General features: G+C 64.9%; 20 protein-coding genes and 2 pseudogenes. 10 read left to right on the top strand and 12 right to left on the bottom strand.

The genetic code is table 11. The features are described 5' to 3' along the window. Nucleotides 1-57 precede the first annotated feature (57 nt). From ACVWWN_RS24335 to ACVWWN_RS24310, 6 genes and pseudogenes are all read right to left on the bottom strand, one after another. On the bottom strand, nucleotides 58-1,449 hold the full coding sequence (locus ACVWWN_RS24335; protein ID WP_457146138.1) for a cation:dicarboxylate symporter family transporter: 1,392 nt from the start codon (nucleotides 1,447-1,449) through the stop codon (nucleotides 58-60). A 158-nt stretch (nucleotides 1,450-1,607) separates the two neighbouring features. Continuing rightward, the gene (locus ACVWWN_RS24330; protein ID WP_457146137.1) at nucleotides 1,608-1,835 is read right to left on the bottom strand and encodes a hypothetical protein; all 228 of its coding nucleotides are present in this window, start codon (nucleotides 1,833-1,835) and stop codon (nucleotides 1,608-1,610) included. A gap of 194 nt (nucleotides 1,836-2,029) precedes the next feature. Continuing rightward, nucleotides 2,030-4,282 carry a methylmalonyl-CoA mutase gene (gene scpA, locus ACVWWN_RS24325; RefSeq protein ID WP_457146136.1) on the bottom strand — a complete coding sequence of 751 codons (2,253 nt, stop codon included), beginning with the start codon at nucleotides 4,280-4,282 and terminating at the stop codon, nucleotides 2,030-2,032. 4 nt (nucleotides 4,283-4,286) lie between these two features. Continuing rightward, nucleotides 4,287-6,144 (bottom strand): annotated as a pseudogene (gene mutA, locus ACVWWN_RS24320) (methylmalonyl-CoA mutase small subunit). Nucleotides 6,145-6,298: 154 nt separating this feature from the next. Continuing rightward, entirely contained in the window at nucleotides 6,299-6,517 is a 219-nt protein-coding gene (locus ACVWWN_RS24315) for a hypothetical protein (protein WP_457146135.1), read from the bottom strand. A 607-nt stretch (nucleotides 6,518-7,124) separates the two neighbouring features. Next, on the bottom strand, nucleotides 7,125-7,496 hold the full coding sequence (locus tag ACVWWN_RS24310; RefSeq protein WP_457146134.1) for a histone-like nucleoid-structuring protein Lsr2: 372 nt from the start codon (nucleotides 7,494-7,496) through the stop codon (nucleotides 7,125-7,127). 568 nt (nucleotides 7,497-8,064) lie between these two features. On the opposite strand from ACVWWN_RS24310, the gene ACVWWN_RS24305 reads away from it, so the two are divergent. The 3 genes from ACVWWN_RS24305 to ACVWWN_RS24295 all read left to right on the top strand — a co-directional run bounded on the left by ACVWWN_RS24305 (nucleotide 8,065) and on the right by ACVWWN_RS24295 (nucleotide 11,591). Next, nucleotides 8,065-8,298 (top strand): cytochrome P450, encoded by a 234-nt coding sequence (locus ACVWWN_RS24305; RefSeq protein ID WP_457146133.1) that lies wholly within the window; start codon nucleotides 8,065-8,067, stop codon nucleotides 8,296-8,298. A gap of 41 nt (nucleotides 8,299-8,339) precedes the next feature. Next, the gene (locus ACVWWN_RS24300) at nucleotides 8,340-8,510 is read left to right on the top strand and encodes a hypothetical protein (RefSeq protein ID WP_457146132.1); all 171 of its coding nucleotides are present in this window, start codon (nucleotides 8,340-8,342) and stop codon (nucleotides 8,508-8,510) included. A gap of 1,377 nt (nucleotides 8,511-9,887) precedes the next feature. After that, complete coding sequence (locus tag ACVWWN_RS24295; protein ID WP_457146131.1) at nucleotides 9,888-11,591, top strand: diguanylate cyclase domain-containing protein; 1,704 nt, start codon at nucleotides 9,888-9,890, stop codon at nucleotides 11,589-11,591. Between the two features lie 471 nt (nucleotides 11,592-12,062). Here the strand turns inward: ACVWWN_RS24295 and ACVWWN_RS24290 are convergent, their stop codons facing one another. After that, a complete protein-coding gene (locus ACVWWN_RS24290; RefSeq protein WP_457146130.1) occupies nucleotides 12,063-12,566 on the bottom strand; it encodes a helicase-related protein in 504 nt (167 codons plus the stop codon). An 82-nt stretch (nucleotides 12,567-12,648) separates the two neighbouring features. Here ACVWWN_RS24290 and ACVWWN_RS24285 point away from each other — a divergent pair, with 82 nt between their 5' ends. Continuing rightward, a complete protein-coding gene (locus ACVWWN_RS24285; RefSeq protein ID WP_457146129.1) occupies nucleotides 12,649-12,987 on the top strand; it encodes a hypothetical protein in 339 nt (112 codons plus the stop codon). After that, nucleotides 12,984-13,634, top strand: a complete 651-nt coding sequence (locus ACVWWN_RS24280; protein WP_457146128.1) for a hypothetical protein — start codon at nucleotides 12,984-12,986, stop codon at nucleotides 13,632-13,634. The genes ACVWWN_RS24285 and ACVWWN_RS24280 overlap by 4 nt, the downstream gene beginning before the upstream one ends. 297 nt (nucleotides 13,635-13,931) lie before the next feature. Here ACVWWN_RS24280 and ACVWWN_RS24275 read toward each other — a convergent pair. Continuing rightward, a pseudogene (locus tag ACVWWN_RS24275) lies at nucleotides 13,932-14,186 on the bottom strand (recombinase family protein); the annotation flags it as partial. Between the two features lie 229 nt (nucleotides 14,187-14,415). On the opposite strand from ACVWWN_RS24275, the gene ACVWWN_RS24270 reads away from it, so the two are divergent. Both ACVWWN_RS24270 and istB read left to right on the top strand, forming a co-directional pair. After that, a complete protein-coding gene (locus ACVWWN_RS24270) occupies nucleotides 14,416-15,777 on the top strand; it encodes an IS21/IS408/IS1162 family transposase (RefSeq protein WP_457146127.1) in 1,362 nt (453 codons plus the stop codon). Next, nucleotides 15,774-16,631, top strand: a complete 858-nt coding sequence (istB, locus tag ACVWWN_RS24265) for an IS21-like element helper ATPase IstB (RefSeq protein ID WP_457144319.1) — start codon at nucleotides 15,774-15,776, stop codon at nucleotides 16,629-16,631. The genes ACVWWN_RS24270 and istB overlap by 4 nt, the downstream gene beginning before the upstream one ends. Before the next feature lie 590 nt (nucleotides 16,632-17,221). Here istB and ACVWWN_RS24260 read toward each other — a convergent pair. The 3 genes from ACVWWN_RS24260 to ACVWWN_RS24250 form a co-directional block, all read right to left on the bottom strand. Continuing rightward, entirely contained in the window at nucleotides 17,222-17,473 is a 252-nt protein-coding gene (locus tag ACVWWN_RS24260) for a hypothetical protein (protein WP_457146126.1), read from the bottom strand. Nucleotides 17,474-17,478: 5 nt separating this feature from the next. Continuing rightward, complete coding sequence (locus ACVWWN_RS24255; RefSeq protein WP_457146125.1) at nucleotides 17,479-17,613, bottom strand: hypothetical protein; 135 nt, start codon at nucleotides 17,611-17,613, stop codon at nucleotides 17,479-17,481. Nucleotides 17,614-17,795: 182 nt separating this feature from the next. Then, nucleotides 17,796-17,927, bottom strand: coding sequence for a hypothetical protein (locus ACVWWN_RS24250; RefSeq protein ID WP_457146124.1), 132 nt, complete (start codon nucleotides 17,925-17,927; stop codon nucleotides 17,796-17,798). A gap of 256 nt (nucleotides 17,928-18,183) precedes the next feature. Between ACVWWN_RS24250 and ACVWWN_RS24245 the strand changes: the two genes are divergently transcribed. Together ACVWWN_RS24245 and ACVWWN_RS24240 are read left to right on the top strand one after the other, a co-directional pair. Then, complete coding sequence (locus tag ACVWWN_RS24245) at nucleotides 18,184-18,591, top strand: hypothetical protein (protein ID WP_457146123.1); 408 nt, start codon at nucleotides 18,184-18,186, stop codon at nucleotides 18,589-18,591. 135 nt (nucleotides 18,592-18,726) lie between these two features. After that, the gene (locus ACVWWN_RS24240; RefSeq protein WP_457146122.1) at nucleotides 18,727-18,999 is read left to right on the top strand and encodes a hypothetical protein; all 273 of its coding nucleotides are present in this window, start codon (nucleotides 18,727-18,729) and stop codon (nucleotides 18,997-18,999) included. A gap of 653 nt (nucleotides 19,000-19,652) precedes the next feature. On the opposite strand, the gene ACVWWN_RS24235 is transcribed toward ACVWWN_RS24240, so the two are convergent. After that, nucleotides 19,653-20,534, bottom strand: a complete 882-nt coding sequence (locus ACVWWN_RS24235) for a universal stress protein (protein ID WP_457146121.1) — start codon at nucleotides 20,532-20,534, stop codon at nucleotides 19,653-19,655. Between the two features lie 485 nt (nucleotides 20,535-21,019). Between ACVWWN_RS24235 and ACVWWN_RS24230 the strand changes: the two genes are divergently transcribed. Next, a complete protein-coding gene (locus tag ACVWWN_RS24230; RefSeq protein ID WP_457146120.1) occupies nucleotides 21,020-21,922 on the top strand; it encodes a universal stress protein in 903 nt (300 codons plus the stop codon). The last annotated feature ends 8 nt before the right edge of the window (nucleotides 21,923-21,930 follow it).

The following is a 21,930-nucleotide window of genomic DNA, read 5'->3' as shown; positions in this document are numbered from 1 at the left end:
CCCTCTTCCCGGGCGGTCCGGTGCACGCGGACACTTAGCTGACGTGTGAGTGGTCAGTTAGACGGAGGTCGTGCCTTCTAGACGAGCTGGGGAGTAGGGCCGGGAAGTGGTGTGCTCGGCAATCTCCGGGGCCTCGTCGTCGTCGATCATGGTCGCCTCGTCGAACGGGTCCTCCCCGCTGAACACACGCTTGGCCTGATCCGAATCGAATTCGCCGACCCAGCTGCCCATCAGCACTGTGGCCACCGCGTTGCCGGAAAAGTTGGTGACCGCGCGGGCCTCGGACATGAACCGGTCGATCCCGACGACCAGGCCGACCCCGTCGACCAGATCGGGTCGATGCGACTGCAGCCCACCGGTCAGGACCGCCAGACCGGCGCCAGTCACGCCCGCCGCCCCCTTCGAGGCGATCATCATGAACAGCAGCAGCGAGATCTGCTCGCCGATCGACAGTGGCTTGCCCATTGCTTCTGCGATGAACAGCGACGCCATGGTCAGATAGATGGCGGTGCCGTCGAGGTTGAACGAGTAGCCGGTTGGAACCACGATGCCAACGACCGGGCGGGAGACGCCAAGGTGCTCCATCTTGGCCACCAGCCGGGGCAGCGCGACTTCCGAGGACGACGTGGAGACGATCAGCAGGTACTCCCTGGCCAGGTAGCGCATCAGCGCGAAGATGTTCATCCCGGCCCCAAAGCGCAGGATCAGGCCGAGCACCACCACAATGAAGATCAGGCAGGTGATGTAGAAGGCCAGCATCAGCTGACCCAGGCTCACCAGTGCAGACCAGCCGGTCGCGCCGACCACGGCGGCCATGGCGCCGAACGCGCCAATGGGAGCTACCCACATGACCATCGACAGCGCCCGGAACACCAGGCGCTCGAAGTACTTGACGCCACGCAGGATCGCCTGACCCGACTGGCCGAGACCCTGCACAGCGAAGCCGACTAAGAGCGCCACGAACAGCGTCTGCAGCACGAGCTCGCCGACCAGCGGGGAGACCAGCGTGGTCGGGATGATCCCGAGAAGGAACTCGGTCGTGGTCTGGTGTTCACCGCTGGCCGCCTCCTCACCGGCGGCCCGGGCGGCGTCGGTGAGTTGCAGGCTCGCACCGGGCTGAAGTAGGTTGCCGACGAGCAGCCCGATGATCAAGGCGACCGTCGACATGACGATGAAGTAGAGCAACGCCAGCCCGCCGACCTTGCCGACCTTCGCCGCCTGCCGGATCGACCCGATACCGAGCACGATCGTGCAGAAGATCACCGGACTGATCATCATCTTGATCAGGCTGACAAAGCCGGTGCCCAGCGGCTTGAGCGCCTTCCCGACATCCGGCGCAAGGATGCCGACGGCAATGCCGGCGATCACTGCGGCGATCACCGCAATATAGAGGTAATGCGAGCGATCTTTCTTCTCGGCGGGGCGCTCGGTGGTAGCTGAATCAGACATAAGCCCTCCCAGGGAGATGAACCGCAATTCTCCAGCCACGAGAAGCTGTTGAATACTACGTCCCGCTGGGCGAGAAGTACCCGGTTGCCGACCGCTTGTGGCGAGTGGGTGTTGGCCGACCAGGAGTGGGTAGCGCTGCCACACCCCCACTATTGCGCTCAAATCCGCACGTCGGCAGCCACCTCCTTGTTGGGTTTACCCGCCGCGCCACCCGGCACGATCCGACACCGCTGCGCCAACGCCTGCGACGACGGCGCCTGCCGGATCAGCGGCGGTTTGTAGGAATGTCGCCTCGACGGCTGGCCGAAGAACCGCGTCCGGGTGCGCCGCACACCATCACGGACGAGCAGGCCGAGGAGGTGATCGTGGCCACTCTTCAGAGACAACGCAAGGACACGCCTCGCACTGATCGCGGGCGTCGATGGCCGCCGAGAGCGGCTTGTCGAAGTCGACGGTGGGCCGGACTGGAAAGCGTTCGGGCTCAAGCCGCATCAGGTCGATACGTTCGCCTGGAACAAACCGACGACGACATCGCTCGAACGGCCGCCGCATATCTTCACCGAATTCCTGGCGCAGGATATTAGGTCAAGTCATAGCCCAGCCGCTTGGCCAGCTTGTGCAGCAGGCCGATCGCGGCGTCGGCGATCACCGTGCCGGGCGGGAAGATCGCCGCGGCCCCGGCGGCGTACAGCTCGTCGAAGTCGCCGGGCGGGATGACCCCGCCGACGACGAGCATGATGTCGGGCCGCCCCGCCTCGGCGAGCGCGTCGCGCAGCGCGGGCACCAGCGTCAGGTGCCCGGCCGCCAGCGAGGACACCCCGACCACATGGACGTCGTTGTCCGCGGCCTGGCGCGCCACCTCGTCCGGGGTGGAGAACAGCGAGCCGACGTCGACGTCGAAACCGATGTCGGCGAAGGCCGTTGCGATCACCTTCTGTCCCCGGTCGTGGCCATCCTGGCCCATCTTGGCAACCAGGATGCGCGGCCTGCGACCGTCGGCCTCAGTGAACTTCTCCACTAGCTCCATCGCACTCCCGATATTGCTGACCTTTCCGACTTCGCCGCGGTAGACCCCGGCGAGGGTACGGATCTCGGCCTGGTGGCGCCCCCAGACCTTCTCCAGCGCGTCGGAAATCTCCCCGACGGTGGCCTTGGCCCGGGCGGCGTCGATGGCCAGCGCCAGCAGGTTGTTACCCAGCCCGTCCTCGCCCGCGACGCCCTCGGCGGCCGCCGCACGGCTCAGTTCCTTCAGCGCGGCAGTGACGACGGTTTCGTCGCGGGCGGACCGCAGCTGCTGGAGTTTGTCGATCTGCTCGGCTCGCACCCGGCTGTTCTCAACCTTGTGTACGTCGATCTCATGGTCATCGTCGACCTGGTACTTGTTGATGCCGATCACGGTCTGCGCCCCGGAATCGATGCGGGCCTGGGTGCGGGCGGCGGCCTCCTCGATGCGTAGCTTCGGGATGCCATCGCTGATCGCCTGCGCCATCCCGCCGTGTTCAGCCACCTCGGCGATATGCGCGCGGGCCCGCTGCGCGAGCTGATGGGTCAGCCACTCCACGTAATAGGAGCCGCCCCACGGGTCGATTGGCCGGGTGGTGCCCGACTCCTGCTGCAACAGCAGCTGGGTGTTGCGGGCGATGCGGGCGGAGAAGTCCGTCGGCAGCGCCAGCGCCTCGTCGAGCGCGTTGGTGTGCAGCGACTGGGTGTGGCCCTGGGTGGCCGCCATCGCCTCAATGCAGGTGCGGGCGACATTGTTGAACGCGTCCTGCGCGGTCAGCGACCACCCCGAGGTCTGCGAATGGGTGCGCAGCGACAACGATTTCGCGTTCTTGGCGCCGAACTGCCCGACCAGCTCGCTCCACAGCAGCCGCCCGGCGCGCAGCTTGGCCACCTCCATGAAGAAGTTCATCCCGATACCCCAGAAGAACGACAGCCGAGGCGCGAACTTGTCGATGTCCAGCCCCGCGGCCAGCCCGGCCTTGAGGTACTCCGCCCCATCAGCCAGCGTGTAGGCCAGCTCAAGATCCGCGGTGGCACCGGCCTCCTGAATGTGATAGCCGGAGATTGAGATGGAGTTGAATCTCGGCATCTTGGTGCTGGTGTAGCCGAAGATGTCGGAGATGATCCGCATCGACGGCTTGGGCGGATAGATGTAGGTGTTGCGGACCATGAACTCCTTGAGGATGTCGTTCTGGATGGTTCCGGCCAGCTTCTCCGGCGGCACCCCCTGCTCCTCGGCGGCCACCACGTACAGCGCCAAAATGGGCAGCACAGCGCCGTTCATCGTCATCGACACCGACACCGTCGACAGGTCGATGCCGTCGAACAGCTGGCGCATATCCAGGATCGAGTCGATCGCCACCCCGGCCATCCCGACGTCACCCTGCACGCGCGGATGATCGGAGTCATAACCGCGGTGGGTGGCCAGGTCGAACGCCACTGACAGCCCCTTCTGACCGGCCGCCAGGTTGCGACGGTAGAACGCGTTGGAATCGGCGGCGGTGGAGAACCCGGCGTATTGGCGGATGGTCCACGGCTGGTTGACGTACATCGTCGGATACGGCCCCCGAACATACGGCGGTTCGCCGGGGAAGCTGTCCAGCGGGTAACCCTCGGCCACGGCGGCGACACGGTCGGCAGCGATGTACACCGGTTTGACGTCGATGCCCTCAGGGGTGACCCAGTCCAGCTGCTCCGGGGTGTAACCGTGCGCGTCAGCGGCCGCCGCGACATGCTCGGTCACGGCCGCCTCGGTGGCGGGTTCCCCAGAGCGCTCACCGTGCAGTGGAACATCGGCGAAGCTGCCGACGGCGGACGTGCTTGCGGCCATCGGTCTAGGCCCCCAATCGGGTGAGCAGGGTCGACAGGGCGTCGACCGCGTCGATCCTGGCGGTCAGGTAGTCGTCGGGGCGCCCGTCCTGGTCGACATCCGCCACCGTCTTCTCCGGGCCGGCCAGATAGATCCGCGACAGCCCGGCGGCGCGGGCCGCCTCGACCACGCCTGCCGCCTCAGTCCTGTAGCGGGCATCGGTACCGCAGATCAGAGCGACGCCTGGGTTGCCCGCGCCCGATACGGCTTGCGCGACACCGGCGGCCTCGACGGTTCCGGGATTGACCGCCTCGATGCCGCCCGAGGCCAGCAGGTTCGCCGCGAACGTCGCGCGGATGTTGTGCTCGGCGAGTGGGCCGAGCGGCAGCAGCAGCACCTGCGGGCGCGACCCGGTCCGCTCGAGGTAGGCATCCGAGCGGTCCCGCAGTGCTTCAAACCCGGCCGCGTAACTCTCGACAGTCGCTTTCAGGTCGTTCGGGGGTAGCGGCGGTTCGGCCAGGTTTGGGTATTCGTTGACACCCGGTCAGCGCCGTGCGCCGGTGCGCGATGTCGTCGATGCGGCGGTCACGCACCTCGGCGATCTGCGCGGCGATGAACTCCGCAGCCTCGACGAAGCCGCCCCGCTGCTCGATCTCCCGGAAATGCATCCACGCCTGGGCGGCGAGCCGCTCGGTGAGGTCCTCAACGAACCACGACCCGGCCGCGGGATCGAGCACCCGCCCGACATGGGATTCCTCCAGCAGCAACAGCTGGATGTTACGGGCGATCCGCCGTGAGAAGCGGGCCGCGATCCCCGGGAATCCGCCGGGGATCGCGACGTCGAAAGGCTGGACGAGCACGGTATCAGCACCACCGACACCCGCCCCGAAAGCCGCCAGCGTGGTGCGCAGCATGTTCACCCACGGGTCGCGCTCGGCCATCATCGGCAACGACGTGACGCCATGCATGGTCGCGCCGCCGCTGTCGGGCTCCCCGACAACCTCGGCAACCCGCGCCCAAACTTGGCGTGCCGCACGCAGCTTCGCAATGGTCATGAACTGATCGTCGTCCGCGGCGAATCGAAAGCTGATCTGCCGCAACCCATCCCGAACACCAAGGCCGTCGCCGCTAAGCAGCCGCAGGTAGGCCACCCCGGCGGCCACGCTGCCAGCCAGCTCCCACGACGCATTCGCACCGTGGTTGTGGAACGCCGGGCCGTCAACGGTGACCGCGCGGACACCGTCATAGCCGTGTACCCGCGACGCCATCGCGACGACGTCGTCCACGCTCGGGGCAGGACGCCCGCTGATTCGCGCGGTCAACGGGTCGCCGCCCAGGTCGATGGACAACTCCGCACGCTTGCCCGACTCCAGCCTGGCCACCATCGCTAGCACCGCGTCCGCGGCGGCGACGTAGTCGGCGCCCGCGTCCACGATCGCCGGCACCACCTCCAGGTAGACGCCCTCCAGCAGCCGGTCGAGGTCGGCGGGCGCGACGCCGGATTCACCGACCCGCAGCACCAGCGCGCTCACCCCGTTGGCCAGCGCCCAAAGCACTGCGGAGTTGCCGCCACTCTCCGGTCCGGCGATGGGTAACATTTCTGCCACCTTCCAGCCCGCGGTGACATCGCGCCGCGCGTCGCCGCCCCGCACGAATGGCCAGCTTCCGGGCAGCGGCTGCTCGGCCAGCGTGTCCAAGCTGGTGTACAACGGGCATACCGGAAAGCCTTCGTAGGTGGGCGAATCCAGCAGGCGTTCGGGCTCGGTGGGCAATTCTGACGGGTCGCGCCGGGTGCTCTTGGCCAGCACCCCGGCAACGGCTGACCGCCACCGCGAAAGGCGTTGCTCTACATCGGCAGGGTCGGCGGAGATCTGGACGGACACCGGCAGCTCCTGTTGTCGCAGCGTGTGGCCAACCGGACTAACGGCTGCCACATGACCATCAGACTAAGTGATAGCCAGCGCCCAAGCACCCGTGTTCACAAGCACTAATCGGTAGCGGCCCGGACGGCGAAAGCCCGCAGCGTAGCTGGAGTTGTTAATCCATCGGACGGCAGGTTTGATAACCCCGAACCCGGTCATTAGCACACTGCGCGGTTGCGCGCAGCGGTGACCGCGACGGCACGTCACGGTGGCCCGCCGCCGGATCGTGGACATCACGGCGGAGGGTTAGGGCGGCGGTGACGGCGGGCCGGTCGCTGGCGATCACGAACATCGCGACCAGTGCAATCAACGGCAAGAACTCCAGGGCAGTCATAACGAACTTTCACTGTGGCGGTGGACCGGACGGCACGATCAGGTGGCGCGGCGGCCCGTCGCCAGCATCGATAAGTGCCTGGCGCTTCCACCGAAAAAGCGTGGCCTGGCATACCGCTTTCTCCGCGCGACCATGGCGACCGGTTCACCCGACCGCAGCCGCGCAATGATTTGCCGGCGCACCGACGACGAATACATACAGGGCACGTGACCTCCCGATGATCACTCTGCCCTCAACTCTCACAACGGTGGACCACCAACACGGGTACAGATCGGTCGTACGCCACCGGCACGGATACTCGTTGGTGAACTCGTCGAATCGAGATATTACCTCGGTCGCGCACCTTGATCGTGCCGACCGCCACGGTCAACCGCTGTCTTAGGCCAGCCGCAGTGGGTGGCTCTACACCTTCCTCGCGCTGACTGCGGCAGTCGATCTCGCATGCAGGCGTTTGGTAAATCGTCCCCAGCCGGTTATGCCGCAACCCGAGAGGCCGACCGGTCATGCAAACGGCGGCGACATCATCGAGCGTAGAAATCGAAGTGGTTTCAACGCCGTTGGTTCAGCTTTGCTGCTTGTAGCCGGCAATACATGAGACGATTGGGCCTCAGGAATGAGCAGATTGGAATGCCTCGACAATCTCTGCCGGCACGCGCCCTCGAGAACTGACGGAATACCCGTTCTCATGGGCCCAAGCCCTTACGACTTTCAAGTCCGCCTTCGCCGACCGCACAGTCGATCGACGATTGCGAGCTGACGTCTTTTTTTCCACTTGACTACGACGCTGACTTGTCGATGCCGCGGTCGCCGCCTTGATGTACGGCGCCAACACCTTCTCGAATTTCGTGACATTCGACGTCTTCAAATCGATTCGATACGTCACGCCGCGGTAGCCAAACTCAATACGCTCGCCTTCACCCTCGGCAATCTCACTCTGGTCTATATCGTCGACTATCGTCTTCTTTAGAAGCTCGGCCATGTTCACTCCTCGTCCACTTCGGGTCGAGGCAAAGAATACAGGTACGCGTTGATCGGCCGATGTGACGTCATTGGGACTATGCCGCCCCGTTGCAGCCGCAGTCTGCCGTTCGGTGAGAACAGGCGGTGCACGACGATATCGCCGTCCTGGCCGCCCTGGATGCGAATCATGCCGTGGCTGACCAGTGCTCCGGGGCCACGTGCACGTCGGTGGATCGATTTTCACTGGTTCGCCTTCCAGTTGATGTTGCCTATAAGCAACTTTGCCTAAATGCAACATAGTGCCCTGAAACTGGTTGTCTAGCAATACTTGCCGACGAGCCCGCACTTCTGGTGCGGCATCGTAAACCCCACCTATCAATGCCTTTCGTTTCTTGACCACCGCTGCATCTGCGGCCGTAGCAATGGCGACAGCGACAATCCACGCAGGCGATGGACGGGGCGCCGCCGAAATCGCCCGGAATCGGACAGCATTCACGTATTCGCGGATTTACCGTCAGGAAGGCCTGGACCGGACCGCTTGCGTGCTCGCCACATTCACGTGCAAACCTTTCTACGGTGCCGCCACCGTGACGAGCGCACCCGATCCGGACCGTTTCGACGTCCGCCGAAGGTCGGGCGATCATCTCGGTTTCGGCGCCGGTCCGCATGCCTGTGTCGGGATGAACCTGGCCCGCATCGAAATACCGGCCTTGTTCACCGCGCTGGCAAAGCGAATTCGACGCTTTACAATCCTGGAGGCGCAGCCGATCCTGAACGACGTTCTGCGAGGCTTCCAGACGCTCCGGGTGTCCGTGGCCTGACAAGGTGATCGCATCAGGCCACGACAAGTTTAGGAACGGTCGTGACCACTGCATCGTTGGAGCATGCCCAGGTCGAAGTCAACGGCATTGCGGTACATACTGTCTCGACCGGCCTGCGGCTCCGCGGCGAACCCGTCGGCTCCTGCCGGGAGCCCCTGCTCGACCTGACGCCCGACAGCGCCACCGGCTCAAAAACGCCTTGGCCCAACTAGATAACTGAAGCCGTTCGGCGCGGTGGCCACAACGGAACACCCACCACGACCACAGAAGCAAATCGGTGTCAGTCATCAACAGCGCAACCGGTATTTCGCCATCGCCATTCTCGCCGACAGAGTGCTAGGCCAGTACGTTCTCAGTAGTGGACTTGCGGTGGGGTCGGGCTCTCCGCGGTGGCCCTGGCCGGAGTTGCATCCCGTTCTTGTTAATCGAAAGGCCGCCCGTGCGGCTTTTGGAGGGTGGACCTGAATGCGCCGTAGTCTTGCGGTCCTGCGTTGTGGTGGTTATGCGCGGGCGAAGTCCTGATCGCTGATGCCTTGTACCTGGATGAGTGGGGAACCGTCGGAGGTTAGGGCGGTGATCGGCGATGATGACAGCCGGTCGCAGGGCAGTTAACGGTCGAGTCATGATTAAACAGAGTAAATTTGGCCGATCATCACGGCCATGTCGGAACCAGCAAGGCATACGAATTCGAGTGCCAGCGTTACTGATGCGAGTGGCCAGGACGGGCGCGGGCGGACCTTAGGCACGTGACGAGAGCAGGTACCCAGCCCGACACACGGAAAGGCGGTTAGCGTGTTACCCGAGAAGGCTGTGAAGGGTGCAGAACATCGATCTGAAATTGGACACGACAGTGAGACAATGTTAGTGGACGCCAGGTGAGAAACTCGGGATGTGACCAGTTCAGAGACCTGCTATTGGACAGAGGGTTTGAGAACCTACAGACGATGATGACGACGAGGGACACCTGTCGGTTCCCAATTGACCTGTCGGTTCCCAATTGAAATGTCGCGTTCCCATTCTTCGTGCATCCCAATGTCGCATATGACGTGAGACCGAGACTCGAAGATGTCCGTCCAGAGCCGTACCTTCCGAGTGCCCAACTGCGCCACCGTCGAGCGAGGATAGAAGCGTCGATAGTGATCGAAGGGCGGCCAGCCGGCACCGACGGATCGCCAACGCGCGGCAGCTCTACTGTCTCACCGCGCGACTGTCGACGAGGTCGGCGCTCGGTTCATTCTGCGTGAGGCGACCAAATCTGGCCGGCGACGTCTTCTAGAGGCCGAACGGCCGGTGACCGAGCCGACAGAGTCGTCGCCGCTGTGGTGGTAGCTGGGGTCGAGCTGCCCGCACAAGATATGGTCGGGAAGTAGAGCCTGCGGCGATCGAGGATGCTGATTGACGGGAGGGACGCAGCGGTCGGATGTTTCCTGTCACCGACTTCTGTGACCGGCTGAACATGCTGCACGCTAAAAAAATTCACAAATTGTTGTAGTCACAAATTGACGCATCTTTAGCTTCTGACAAACGCGTGCCGATGGCAATACCCGAACGTAAACTGCGGTTAGCTGCGGTAGGTGCACCGTGGCGTCGTGCATGGGGATCCGGGGCGCCCCGAGATGGGGGTGTGGTGTGTGCTGGAGCGGGGTGTGAGCCACCATCCTGGTGCCGGCCGCCACTCGGTCCGCGTGCCCCACGGCGCTGGTGCCCCCATCGACATCGCGGTGCCCGAGGATCGTACGGTCCTGCGCACGATGCTGCGGCTCTCGAATGCAATATTGGGCGCCAACTACTTCGACGAGGTCCTCGAAGTCGTCGCCGAGCAGGCGCTGGCCGCGCTGGGTGCCTCGTCGTTGTCAGTCAGCCGGTGGGAGCGCGACAACGACACCCTGCGCACGTTGATCAACGTTGGGGAACTGCAGCCGGGCGACCAGCGCTGGCCCGACCAGGACATCTATCCGGTCACCGACGATCCGTACGTCGTCGGCCTGCTGCAGCACGGGCGGCCCTACGTGCACTCCATCGACGATCCGGCGATCACCCCTGCCGACTTGGACTACCTTCGCCGGGCGGGTAAGGAGAGCGAAGTCGCCGTGCCGGTGATGTTCGACGACACCATGTGGGGGGAGATCCGGGCCACCGGCGTCGCGGGCCGGCGCTTCGGCCATGACGATGTTCAGCTGTTGCAGGCGATCGCCGCCTACACCGCGGTCGCCGTCAGCCGCGAGGAACTCTTCACCACAATCTGGCGACACGCCTATCAGGATCCCCTCACCGACCTGGCCAACCGCCGCGCGCTCGACGAGCGGTTTACCGAGATCGATTGGCACAAGTACCTTCCTACTCTGCTGATAGGTGATCTCGATGGTCTCAAGGACATCAACGACCGTGACGGGCATCCGGCCGGTGATGCCGTGCTGCGCGGGGTCGCCGCGGTGCTGCGCGAATCGACGGCCGCCTTCGATCAGGCGATCGCGGCGCGCCTGGGCGGCGACGAGTTCTGCGTGCTGCTTCCCCACGGGACGCTGGTCGACGCCGAACACCTGGCACATACCGCCAGCCGTACCATCGGTGCGGGCCTCGGCCCGCACGTCACGGTGGCGTGGGGTGCCGCCGAATCGGGTCCGCAGGTCCGTTCGGGGCAGGCGTTGATGGCCGCCGCCGACGCGGCGTTGCGGCACGCGAAGGCCCTGGGCCCGGGCCGGTTCAGCGCCGGCGTCGCCACCGTCCACGTCGTGCCGGGCAGCCTGGACCGCCGGTCGGGCGCGCATCGGCGGACCACCGACACTCTGGTGCCCCGGGTGACCGAACTCGTCGACGCACACCGCCCCCTGTCAACGCTGGCGGCCTTGGAAATCCTTGCGGTCCAAGCGCAGAACGCGATCGACACGGCCGGCTGGGCGGTATCGGTAACCGCTGCGGACGAGGGGAGCCTGGTTACCTACCATGGCGTCGACAGCGCCCGCGACTCGGTGTCGGGGCTATGGGTGCTTAGCGCCGACGCTGCCCCCGAGAGGTATCCGCTGAGCCACTACCCGATGACCGCCCGGGCGATCGCCACCGGGTCCTCTTTCATCGCCGCGGTCGACCTCGAGGGTTCCGACCCAGCCGAGACCGCGCTGCTGGACCAACTGGGGTACCGCGCGGTGCTGGCTACGGGGGTCAGCGACGCCGAGCACGGCTATCTGCTGGAGATCTTTTCCGCCGACACCCATACCGCCCTGGCGGAGATCGCCACCTCGGTGCGGGTGCTGGCGCATTACTGCGTCGGCGTCGCCCGCTTAGCGTCCAGCTGAGCGCGCTGCAGCGTCCTTTTCTCAGGCCGTTCTCGCGAGGTCACCCACCAAGGAGTTCAAGGAGTTGCCGCGTAACCGCCGCCACCGTACTCAATGAATTCCGCAAAACGGGTTGAGCAACATGGCATCCCGTCAACCACCGGTTGCGTTCACATAGATGGCGGTCCCAGTGCAATTCCGCGTTGATCATCTTCATCGCGCCAGGCCGACCCTTCGGCCACAAGCCGGCGAGGCTCCACCTATCGCCCGTGAGGGCGCTGCCCTCCGCTCGATCACCGGCCTAGCTACTCGCCCCGCTCGCGCTCGTCTGGCGACGCGACGACGAACGGCCACTCCTCGGCATCTACGTACGGCGGTCCGCGCAGTGTCCACCAGTGAGCTGAGCACAAAGCAGATCCAGAAGCGGCACTCCCGGGCGCCCAGGGCGGGTGATCGCAGCGCGTGGGACTGACGAACTCGGCGGGTCCGCGCTCAACCGCGCATGATGTGGTTAGTCTGCACGCATCCGCGTCGACGGACCCGGCTGCCGCAAGCCGCGATGGCATCCTCCTCACACAGCCGCCGGACGACTCCATGGAGCTGTGGATAGATGTCAACGTCTCGCGGACTGACAATGACCGAGTCCTGTGGGAACGCCAGATCTACCCGTGCGAGCCGCCCGATCAGCCGCACAATGGCCGTTGTCGGTTTGTGCTTGTCGTGGTACACCGCTACACGTAGTCGTGGGAGGTCGAAGCCTTTCCCTAGCATGTCGCCGACGGCTACGGCGCCAATTTCGCCTGCCCGTAACTTGGCGACCGTCGATGCTCGTTGCTGGGAAGTCATACCGTGCGCAGTGAGAACGGTGACGTCGATGCCGAGTTCTCCGTAAAGCGCCGCCAGCTCTTTTGCGCGCTCGACCGTCGCGGCACGTATCAGCAACGTAGCGACGACCGGTCGCGGACACTTCGCCGCCGACCGGTTATCCCTCGGCACAGATATTGCCAAGGAGGCGCAACGAGCCGAGACTGGTGATGAGGCCTTTCCAGGGCGTCAATTATCGATCGTGAGGTGCGCTATGACTACTCCACCCGAGGTTTGCCCGATCCTGCATCTCGAGCTCGGTCCGCTCGATCTGAACTTGCTTGGCCTTCGGGTGCAGCTCAACCAGGTCATTCTGGACATCACCGCGATACCGGGTCCCGGCAACCTGCTGGGCAATCTCCTGTGTGCTGTGGCCGGGCTGCTCGACGGCTTCGACCTGGGCGGGGCCCTCGCTGGGCTGCTGCAGAACCTTATCGACGCGCTCATCCGGCTGCTCGAGGGGCTGGGTGGCGGCCTCGGTGGGGCGGCAAGTCCGGCGGTCGGCGGGCTGGGCGGCGGCGGCGGCGCGGTAGGATCGGCGGTCACGCCGTGACGACGGGGCCCGACGCCGAGGACTCCGGTCGGGTCGAGCCCCTTGCGCAGGCTGAGACGGATCTCGAAGCGATCCGCCTCGAGTTGCAAGCCGTCGCCGCTGGCCGCTCCGACGTGGGCGGGCTGCGGGCGCAGCTGACTGGTTACGTGCAGAAGCACGAGGCAGGGCTCAAGGCGGCGGCTGCTGGGTTGACCGAGGAGGCGCGCCGGCAGCTCCTCGAGCAGCTGTACGCGTGGCGGGGGCAGGTCCGGACGCAGATTGCGGCTCGGGGGCGTGCGGAGGCACCCGCCCGCAGGAAGGCGGCGGCGAAGGCGCCCACGAAGGCGTCGGGCAAGAAGGCGGCGGCGAAGGCGCCCACGAAGGCGTCGGGCAAGAAGGCGGCAGCGAAGGCGCCCACGAAGGCGTCGGGCAAGAAGGCGGCAGCGAAGGCGCCCACGAAGGCGTCGGGCAAGAAGGCGGCAGCGAAGGCGCCCACGAAGGCGTCGGGCAAGAAGGCGGCAGCGAAGGCGCCCACGAAGGCGTCGGGCAAGAAGGCGGCAGCGAAGGCGCCCACGAAGGCGTCGGGCAAGAAGGCGGCAGCGAAGGCGCCCACGAAGGCGTCGGGCAAGAAGGCCTCCGGCAAAAAAGGGTTCGCAAAAGGCGGGTGAGGATGGCGTGCCGTTCGGCGAAGCCGGACCGTGATGTCATTGCCGGATAGTGTCGGCGCACAGTTCACGCCGCGCAGCAGTCACCAAATCGATCGGTTCTGCCGGCGCGGTTGCGCGCCAATGTGCACGGTCTTCGCGGCGGAGGCGATGTCGCGGTCCGGCGCATCTGCTCGAGGCAGGCTACGACCCGTTGTTCGTCCACCAGTAACTCGGGCACTCCTACGCGTCCACCACTTCGCTCTACACCTCGGTGTCGTCGTTGGCTCCGGTCCAGCGCTGACGAATCATCGGGCGGTCAGCCCTTCTCGGCCCGGGTGCGGTACAGCGCCGCTCGCGATAACAGCTCCAGCTCCAGCTCGGCGAGGCTGGCCAGCACGCCCGCGACCATGCGCCCGGTGGCGTTGGATATATCGATGCCAGCGAGCGCAGCACTATCTCGCGCTGGCCGAGGTCACGGATGGTCAGCATGATCTCGGCGGCGTTGCGGCCCAGCCCGTCCATGCCGACGACCACGCTGGTGTCGCCAGGGCGGGCGTAGTCGAGGACGGCAGCCCGTCGACTTCGAAGCCATCATGACCACACCGGCCAGTCAGGCCGCGCGACCGAAACTGTCACCTAGTCGTCAGCAGACCCGACTGCGCGGGTGACCGCGCTCGCTGAATTTCCCCATTGACGCTCATCGAAATTCCCCGCCCGTGTGGCTCCGCCGAGAAGGGCGGGCCTCCCTCGATGCTGCTGGTGTCTGACGCCAGTAGCTCCGTTGAAGGAGGCCCGCTTTCTCATGCTCACATGGGAGGACGACATGGAAGTACACCATCTACGCAAACGTGGTTGGACGATCTCAGCGATCGCTCGCCACACCGGCTTCGACCGTAAGACGGTCCGCAAGTATCTGGCCGGCGACGGCAAGCCTGGAGAGCGGGCACGGCCGGGTCCGGATCCGTTCGACCCGTTCGTCGACTACATCACCGCCCGGCTGATTGAGGACCCGCACCTGTGGGCCCGCACCCTGTTCGACGAGTTGGAGGAGCTCGGCTTCGACCTGTCGTATCCGAGTTTGACCCGTAACATCCGTGCTCGGAATCTGCGCCCGGTGTGTGAGGCTTGCCGGACCGCCACTGAGCGTCCGAACGCGGTGATCGCGCATCCGCCAGGGGATGAAACCCAGTGGGACTGGCTGGAATTGCCCGATCCGCCGGCATCGTGGGGCTGGGGCAAGAAGGCCTTGCTGTTGGTGGGGTCGTTGGCGCATTCCGGGAAGTGGCGGGCGGTGTTGTCGCCCTCGGCCGATCAGCCTCATCTGGTCGCCGCGATCGACCGCATCGTGCGCGGCCTGGGAGGGGTGAGCAGGGTGTGGCGTTTCGATCGGATGGCCACGGTGTGTGATCCCGGCAGTGGTCGGGTGACTGCGTCGTTCGCCGGGGTGGCCAAGCACTATGGCGTCTCGGTGGCGATCTGCCCGCCGCGGCGCGGCAACCGCAAGGGTGTGGTGGAGAAGGTCAACCACACCGCCGCGCAACGCTGGTGGCGCACCCTGGCCGACGACGTGACCGTCGAGGCGGCCCAGGCCAGTATGGACCGCTTCGCCCGCGTACGCGGCGACACCCGTATCCGCGCCACCGCTAACGGCCGGTCCTCGGTCGCGGTCGTCGCCAAGTCTGAGCCGCTCGGCCCTCTGCCAGCGGCGCCGTATCCGGTCATCGTGTCCGAGACCCGTACCGCCTCGCGGCAAGCGCTGGTGTCCTACCGCGGCAACCGCTACTCGGTGCCACCAGAGTTGGCCGCCGCCCAAGTCACGGTCAGCCACCCGGTCGGCGGTGAATACCTCGACATCGCCACCACGAGCGGCATCGTGGTCGCCCGCCACCGCATGGCCGCCGACGGGTTGGGGGTGATGGTCCGCGACACCGGTCATGTCATCGCCTTGGATGCTGTGGCGATGGCCACCGCATCGACCGCGCGGCCGCACCGCCGCAAGGAACGTATCCCACCCGGTCCGACGGCCAAAGCTGCTGCAGTACAACTACTCACGCTACGTGGCAACCCGCGACCTGAATCTCAATCCTCAACTCCGTCACTCGATTCCACTGTCATCGACTTGTCCGTCTACGAGCGGGCCGCCCAGAAAAGGACCTTGCAATGACGCCCACGACCCGCACTCCGAAAACCACCACCCGCCCCGCTGAGAACGAGGCACCATCGGCTGCAGCGAGCCGCTATCAGCAACTGCGCTCCCACCTGAGCGAGCTCAAACTCGCCGCCGCTGCCGAAGCCCTGCCCGCCGTGCTGGACCAGGCCACCGCCGAGGGGCTGTCGCTGACGGTGGCGTTGGAGCGGCTGTTGGCTGTCGAGGTCGACGCCAGCACCGCCCGCCGGCTGGCCGGCCGACTGCGGTTCGCCTGCCTACCCACCCCGGCCACTCTGGCCGATTTCGATGTCGATGCAGCCGCCGGTATCGACCGCGCCTTGATCGATGAGCTGGGCACCTGCCACTACCTCGAGTCGGCGACCAACATTTTGCTCATCGGGCCGCCGGGGACTGGCAAGACTCACTTATCGGTCGGATTGGCAAGGGCAGCAGCCCATGCCGGATATCGCACCTACTTCACCACCGCTGCCGACCTGGCTGCCCGCTGCCACCGCGCCGCGATCGAGGGTCGCTGGGCCACCACCATGCGGTTCTACGCCGGCCCCACACTCCTGGTGATTGATGAGCTTGGATATCTGCCCCTGCCTGCTGAGGCTGCTTCGGCGTTGTTTCAGGTTGTGTCCCAACGCTATTTGAAGACCTCGATCGTGATGACCACCAACCGTGGCGTCGGAGCCTGGGGCGACATCCTCGGTGACGCCACTGTGGCCGCCGCCATGCTCGACCGACTCCTGCATCGCTCCGTGGTCATCAACCTCGACGGCGAGTCCTACCGACTCCGCGACCACCACGCCGCCGCCGACACCCTCCGCCGAGCCGCCACCGGAACCCGCCAACCACTACACTGACCACTGCTCACAGGTGAGGAATTTCAACGAGCACACCTGAGGACTTTCGATGAGCGCAGTCACGGGTGCCCCGCAGTAGTACTGGACAGACCCCGCGCTTCGTCGGGCGACCCGAACGACAGGCTCTGCTCGGCAGCGATGAGTGGCTTCGGTCATATCGTGGCTAGACGCTTGGGGACCGCGGGACCGCTGTGTTGCGCGCGCGGGGTGTGACCGCCACCTTCCCAGGCAGGCTTGATGCCCGACGAGGGACTTAGCTTGGGATCACTGATCGGATGGGTGGCAACGTCCCCACATAGCGACTCACTTTTCTGCGTCGTAAGAGTCGGGGATGGTGCAGTGGCGGTGGCCGTGGCGAAGCCGGGAGTGACAGCCGAAGCACACACCACCGGTCAACACGAGTTGTGTGAGGTTGCGCTATTGGCTGCACTCCATGCAGCGGCCCCGTTCCGTGGCGGACATATCGTCGTCAGCAGGCAGGTCGGTGCATTGCTGCCGATCGCTGCGTATGGCGCGCAGCAGCATTTAGAAGAGAAGACCGCCGACGAGGACGGCGACCGAAGCGCCGACAACAACGCGGATCGACTCGCTCACGTCTGCAGGGCCTCCAGCCGGAGTTCGTCTCGGATGAACTCGGCGATCCCGACGCCCCACGTGCTGCCATTCACTTCGGAGGCCTTCGCCACAGTGTCGGCGATCTGAGCGGCACGATCCAGGCCCTCACGAATGCCGTCTTTCCAGCTGATGGAAACCAGTTGGGCCACCCGCTCGGCGATGTCGTTGGTGAGCACGTCGACGCGCTCGGGCGGTGTCTGTGTCTGGTCCAGGTTCTCCGGGCTCATGGGGCTCAGCGATCCTCGTCGTGGTCGAACCAGTCATCGTAGGGGTCATGCCCGTAGGTCTTGACGGCGCGGATCGCGGCCAAGGCCCGAAACGGTATGGAGACCGCGAGCTCGATGGCGCGTATCAATGGGTTAACCATGGTTTCTCATTTCGTTCGAAGGAAACCGGCCCCGCGCTGTCCCTGGCTCACCTCTCGAACCATGACGATCAACAGTGCGCCCGGGCTTCCACATCAGAGTGACGTGGCGTTGGCCTTGATCACATTGGGGCTGGCCGCAGTTGTCGACCACCTGCTGGCCGGAAGCCGGCCCCGACCTCCGGTTAGTCGACACGGCGCACCGACTCCAGGACCGGGGTGGTCAGATAGAGCCACGCCAGCCAGCCGCGTGCGGTACGGCCCGTACTAGGTGGTTGTGCCGCCTTGGATGCGCGCACGTAGAAAACCGGTCTCATACTTGCTCCTGGCCCTCACCTTGAACGATGCCCACTCGATCCACACCACCTGGTTGTGCCGCCTCGGGTTCCAATAGGGCAGCCAGTGCAGCGGGATGCGCCGGTTGAACCGGCACCGACACCGTGGCGTTTAGACCGTATGTGGTGACTACTCGCGGAGTGGAGTAGTTGCTGGCCGGGGCCTTGCTCACGCAATCTCGTGGTTGCCGGGCGCGGTTCCGTGCTCGGCCTTCCGACAGGAGTGAAGGCGGCCCGGGTGTTTGCCAGTGTTGGCCTGGATGTGCACGCGCGTTCGGTTGTCGCGGCGGCGATCGATGGGCGAAGCGACGAGGTGTTTCGGGCGCGATTGACGCCGTCGCATGCGGAGGTCATCGAGTGGGTGGGCAAGCTGCCGAGCCCGTGTGCGGTGGCCTACGACGCCGGTCCGACGGGTTTCGGGTTGGCGCGGGCGTTGTCGGCGGCGGGGCTGCGACGCGAGGTCGCGGCGTCATCCAAGCTACTTCGCCCGGCTGGTGATCGGATGAAAACCGATGCGCGCGACGCCCTGGATTTTGGCGGGGTTGTTGCGGTTGGACGAGGTTGTGCCGGTGCGCATTCCGAGTGCGGCCGAGGAGGCTGCCCCGGGATCTGCTCCGCACCCGCGAGGCCGCCCGAGCGGATTTGAGCGGGCCCGACATCGGTTGTCGAAATTGTTGCGGCGTCACGGCATCGTCTACTACGACGGCAAGGCGTGGACCCAACGCCATGACCGGTGGCTGCACCACCAGCGATTCGACGCCGCCCCACACAGTCCGCGTTCGTGGATTCCTACGAGGCGGTGGTGCTGGCAACCGCGCGGCGGGCCCGCCTCGATGAGAAGATCACCGGGCTGGCCGCTGACCGCGAGTTCAGCCCGCCGAGGCGACGGGCTGGCATGTCTGCGCGGCATCTCGACGTTGACCGGGTTCGCGCCGGCGGTCGAGATCGGCGACTGCGACCGCTTCACCGGCGCGAGTGCGGCGGAGAGTCGGGAGCCGGACCGGCCGTGGTCGCTCATGATTTGGGTTGCGACATGTCGATGCAGAAGGGGTGACCGCTGGTTGCGAGAGGAACTCCGTTGTACGGGACGGTGATTGACCGCAACACCTACTTTACCCGGCGGATTGCTGAAGGCCGGCCTTGCGATGACGGGGTTTTTCGTTGTTCGCGGGGCGTCCAGAATGTCGGGATTAATGAGGATCATTGAGGGCGCGTCGCGCTTGATGGGGAAAGCCCAGCTGCCAGCGGATTAGGGATGATCACCGCGCCGGTTTCAGCCACCAACTAGTGGTAAGACGCGGATACTGACCTTTTCCAAGGCCTAGTGATAATTGTCGAGTTCGAGTCGTTCCTCAGCGAGGGAGGAGCACCGTAACGCGCTTGATGCATAACGTTATTGAACCAAATGTCGGCCGGAACAAAGTCATGTTCGGTCCAATTCATCCGCATTGCGGCTGTGCAATCGGAGTAAGCTCTCAGCCTTCGAGCAAGGGACCCTGTGGCCTTAACGTGGGGCGGCAGGACGCATTCTGTGGATATCCGCAGCACGTCGGGTGCTGTTGGGGCGGAGCTTCTTCGGGTTTGTCCCGGCATAGGCGCCGCGATAACGCCTGTCTGATATGCGTGACGGCGAGCACCTTGAAGACGCAGTAGCGGTCGCCAACAACTTCGAACACCTCCACCGAAGGCGGCGGCACGGTGAACGCGTTAGCTGCGAACTACGATCACGGGTGATTTGGCGGATTCGGCGACGGTGGTGCTGACCGAACCCAGAAGCGTGCGTGAGAGTCGGCCGCGTCCGCGGCTTCCGACGACGACCAGTTGAGCCCGTCGTGACTCATCGAGTAGCCATCGCGCCGGTCCGTCGCAGACGATTCGTCGGTGCACGTGAACGTCGGGGTATTGCTCTTGCCAGCCTGCGAGGCGTTCGGCGAGCAATGCGTGTCCTTCCTCTTCATACCTGTGCCAGTCCATACCGAGAATCGGAAAGAGCCCGACGTCGCTCCACGCATGAATCGCCACGAGATCCACTCCCCGTCGTGATGCTTCGTCGAAGGCCAAGGCGGTTGCCGACTCGGATGCGGGCGATCCGTCGATTCCGAGAACGACTGGTGCCGCGCCGTCAAGGGTATTGATGCCGCGCGCGTGGATGACGGCTACCGGGCAGCGGGCGTAATGCAATAACCCGCGGCTGACTGATCCCAGCAGGGCGCCACCGACAGGACCTAGGCCTCGGCTTCCCACGACGATCATGTGCGCCTTCCGGGTGGACCCTACGAGCGCCGTCGCGATGCCGTCATGCTGCACCTCGGTCCGCACGGAGGGGAGTTCGCCCTCGTCGGCTGCGGCATTCAGATTCTTCGTCGCCTGTTTGATGACGTCCCTTGCGTTTTCCTCTTGCCACTCGTGGTAGCTGGCCTCTAGGTATTCGATCGGCCAACTGACGACGACCGGGGCGATGACATGCATCAACGTGACGGCTAACTTGCGCATGACTGCTTCATGCGCCGCCCACTGAACCGCCAGGTCTGACTCGGGGGATCCGTCGACACCAACGAGAATTCCGTACTCGTTTATGGGCTTGGACATTTTGTACTCCTTCGAACCGGCGCCCCTTGGCTACCTTGGGGCCCGGGCCGCAATATCGGTGGTGAGAACTGCCATCAGAGCAAAAACGATCGCATCAGGACGGCAGCTGTCGACCAGTCCATCGCTCTACTACCCGTGATCGCACGAGCGGCCCGACGCCGTTTGCTCTGAACCGAAACGTATGTGGTTTGCGGCGAGGTTGGGCAGGGTCATTGGTCCCGGGAACTGTTGCCGGTGGTAACCGGCGCGGCCCTAATCCGACGGGGATCGCCGTAGTCGTCATTGACGGCGAGTGGAGCCTCCCCGATAAGGCCACTGACGCACCATGGGGTCAGCGCCCGAGCTGACCTGCCGGTAACCGCGCCAGTAGAGGTCCTTTGGCCCCTCCCATGATGACTATCGGCTCCGGGAGACCCGTCAGTGGTGAGCTTATTGTCGTTTTGTCGATCAAACCTGCCGCGCGAAACGCAGACTAGGAGAGTGAGATGGCCTCTGTATCAAAGTCTTCGGAATCCAAACTTCACGGCATAGTCGTTGGAGTCGACGGCTCGCCGGCTTCCCGAGCTGCGACGGATTGGGCGGCACGCGAGGCGGCGTCGCGCCGTGTGACTTTGACTGTCGTTCATGTTCTGCCGACGATGGACATCGGTCCGTGGGTCGATTTTCCGGTGCCCCCGGAATACTGGGTAGAGCGTGAGCGCAGAGGGGAGCAGATTGCCACCGAGGCATCGCAACGGGCGTCTGATGCCATCGCCGACATGCACCAAGTACGGATAGACCATTGCGTCGTCTCCGGAAAAGCCGTGCCTACTCTTGTCGATCTTTCCAAGGACGCTGACATGATCGTTGCGGGGTGCAGCGGCCTGGGCGGTGTCCAGGGACTCCTGTTGGGCTCGGTCAGTTCGGGCCTGGTCCATCACGCGCACTGTCCCGTCGCTGTCATCCACAACGAGAACCCTGATGCGGTTCATCACGCCACTGCGCCTGTCGTTGTCGGCATCGACGGCTCACGCGCATCGGAGCCGGCGACGGAAATCGCCTTCGACGAGGCGTCTCGTCGCGGTGTCGAACTGCTCGCCATTCACACCTGGATGAATAGCGCCGACTTCTCGATCGAAGTGGCGCGGGACGACTTGACGAACAAAGCTGACGAGGAACTTGCCCAACGTCTTTCGGGTTGGTCCGAGCGGTACCCTGATGTCGTCGTGCGCCGCATTGTCGGTCAAAACAATCCGGTTCGACGGCTGCTCGAGGAATCCAAGGCCGCCCAGCTCCTGGTGGTGGGAAGCCACGGACGCGGCGGATTCGCCGGGCTCCTGCTGGGTTCGGTGAGTTCGATGGTGGCGCACGCGGCGCGCGTACCGGTGATCGTGGCGCGGCAGTCCTGAATCAACGC

This window comes from Mycobacterium sp. URHB0021, from assembly GCF_054057895.1.
Note: the sequence above shows the minus strand (reverse complement) of the source record. Positions and strands in the feature narration are given on the sequence as shown.

Excerpts from the sequence above, each read along its gene's own strand:
- ACVWWN_RS24235 (WP_457146121.1), bottom strand. The coding sequence starts at position 20,534 with ATGTCCAAGCCCATAAACGAGTACGGAATTCTCGTTGGTGTCGACGGA.
- ACVWWN_RS24250 (WP_457146124.1), bottom strand. The coding sequence starts at position 17,927 with ATGAGACCGGTTTTCTACGTGCGCGCATCCAAGGCGGCACAACCACCT.
- ACVWWN_RS24260 (WP_457146126.1), bottom strand. The coding sequence starts at position 17,473 with ATGAGCCCGGAGAACCTGGACCAGACACAGACACCGCCCGAGCGCGTC.
- ACVWWN_RS24255 (WP_457146125.1), bottom strand. The coding sequence starts at position 17,613 with ATGGTTAACCCATTGATACGCGCCATCGAGCTCGCGGTCTCCATACCG.
- ACVWWN_RS24230 (WP_457146120.1), top strand. The coding sequence starts at position 21,020 with ATGGCCTCTGTATCAAAGTCTTCGGAATCCAAACTTCACGGCATAGTC.
- scpA (WP_457146136.1), bottom strand. The coding sequence starts at position 4,282 with ATGGCCGCAAGCACGTCCGCCGTCGGCAGCTTCGCCGATGTTCCACTG.
- ACVWWN_RS24335 (WP_457146138.1), bottom strand. The coding sequence starts at position 1,449 with ATGTCTGATTCAGCTACCACCGAGCGCCCCGCCGAGAAGAAAGATCGC.
- ACVWWN_RS24270 (WP_457146127.1), top strand. The coding sequence starts at position 14,416 with ATGCTCACATGGGAGGACGACATGGAAGTACACCATCTACGCAAACGT.
- ACVWWN_RS24315 (WP_457146135.1), bottom strand. The coding sequence starts at position 6,517 with ATGACTGCCCTGGAGTTCTTGCCGTTGATTGCACTGGTCGCGATGTTC.
- ACVWWN_RS24310 (WP_457146134.1), bottom strand. The coding sequence starts at position 7,496 with ATGGCCGAGCTTCTAAAGAAGACGATAGTCGACGATATAGACCAGAGT.
- istB (WP_457144319.1), top strand. The coding sequence starts at position 15,774 with ATGACGCCCACGACCCGCACTCCGAAAACCACCACCCGCCCCGCTGAG.
- ACVWWN_RS24285 (WP_457146129.1), top strand. The coding sequence starts at position 12,649 with ATGACTACTCCACCCGAGGTTTGCCCGATCCTGCATCTCGAGCTCGGT.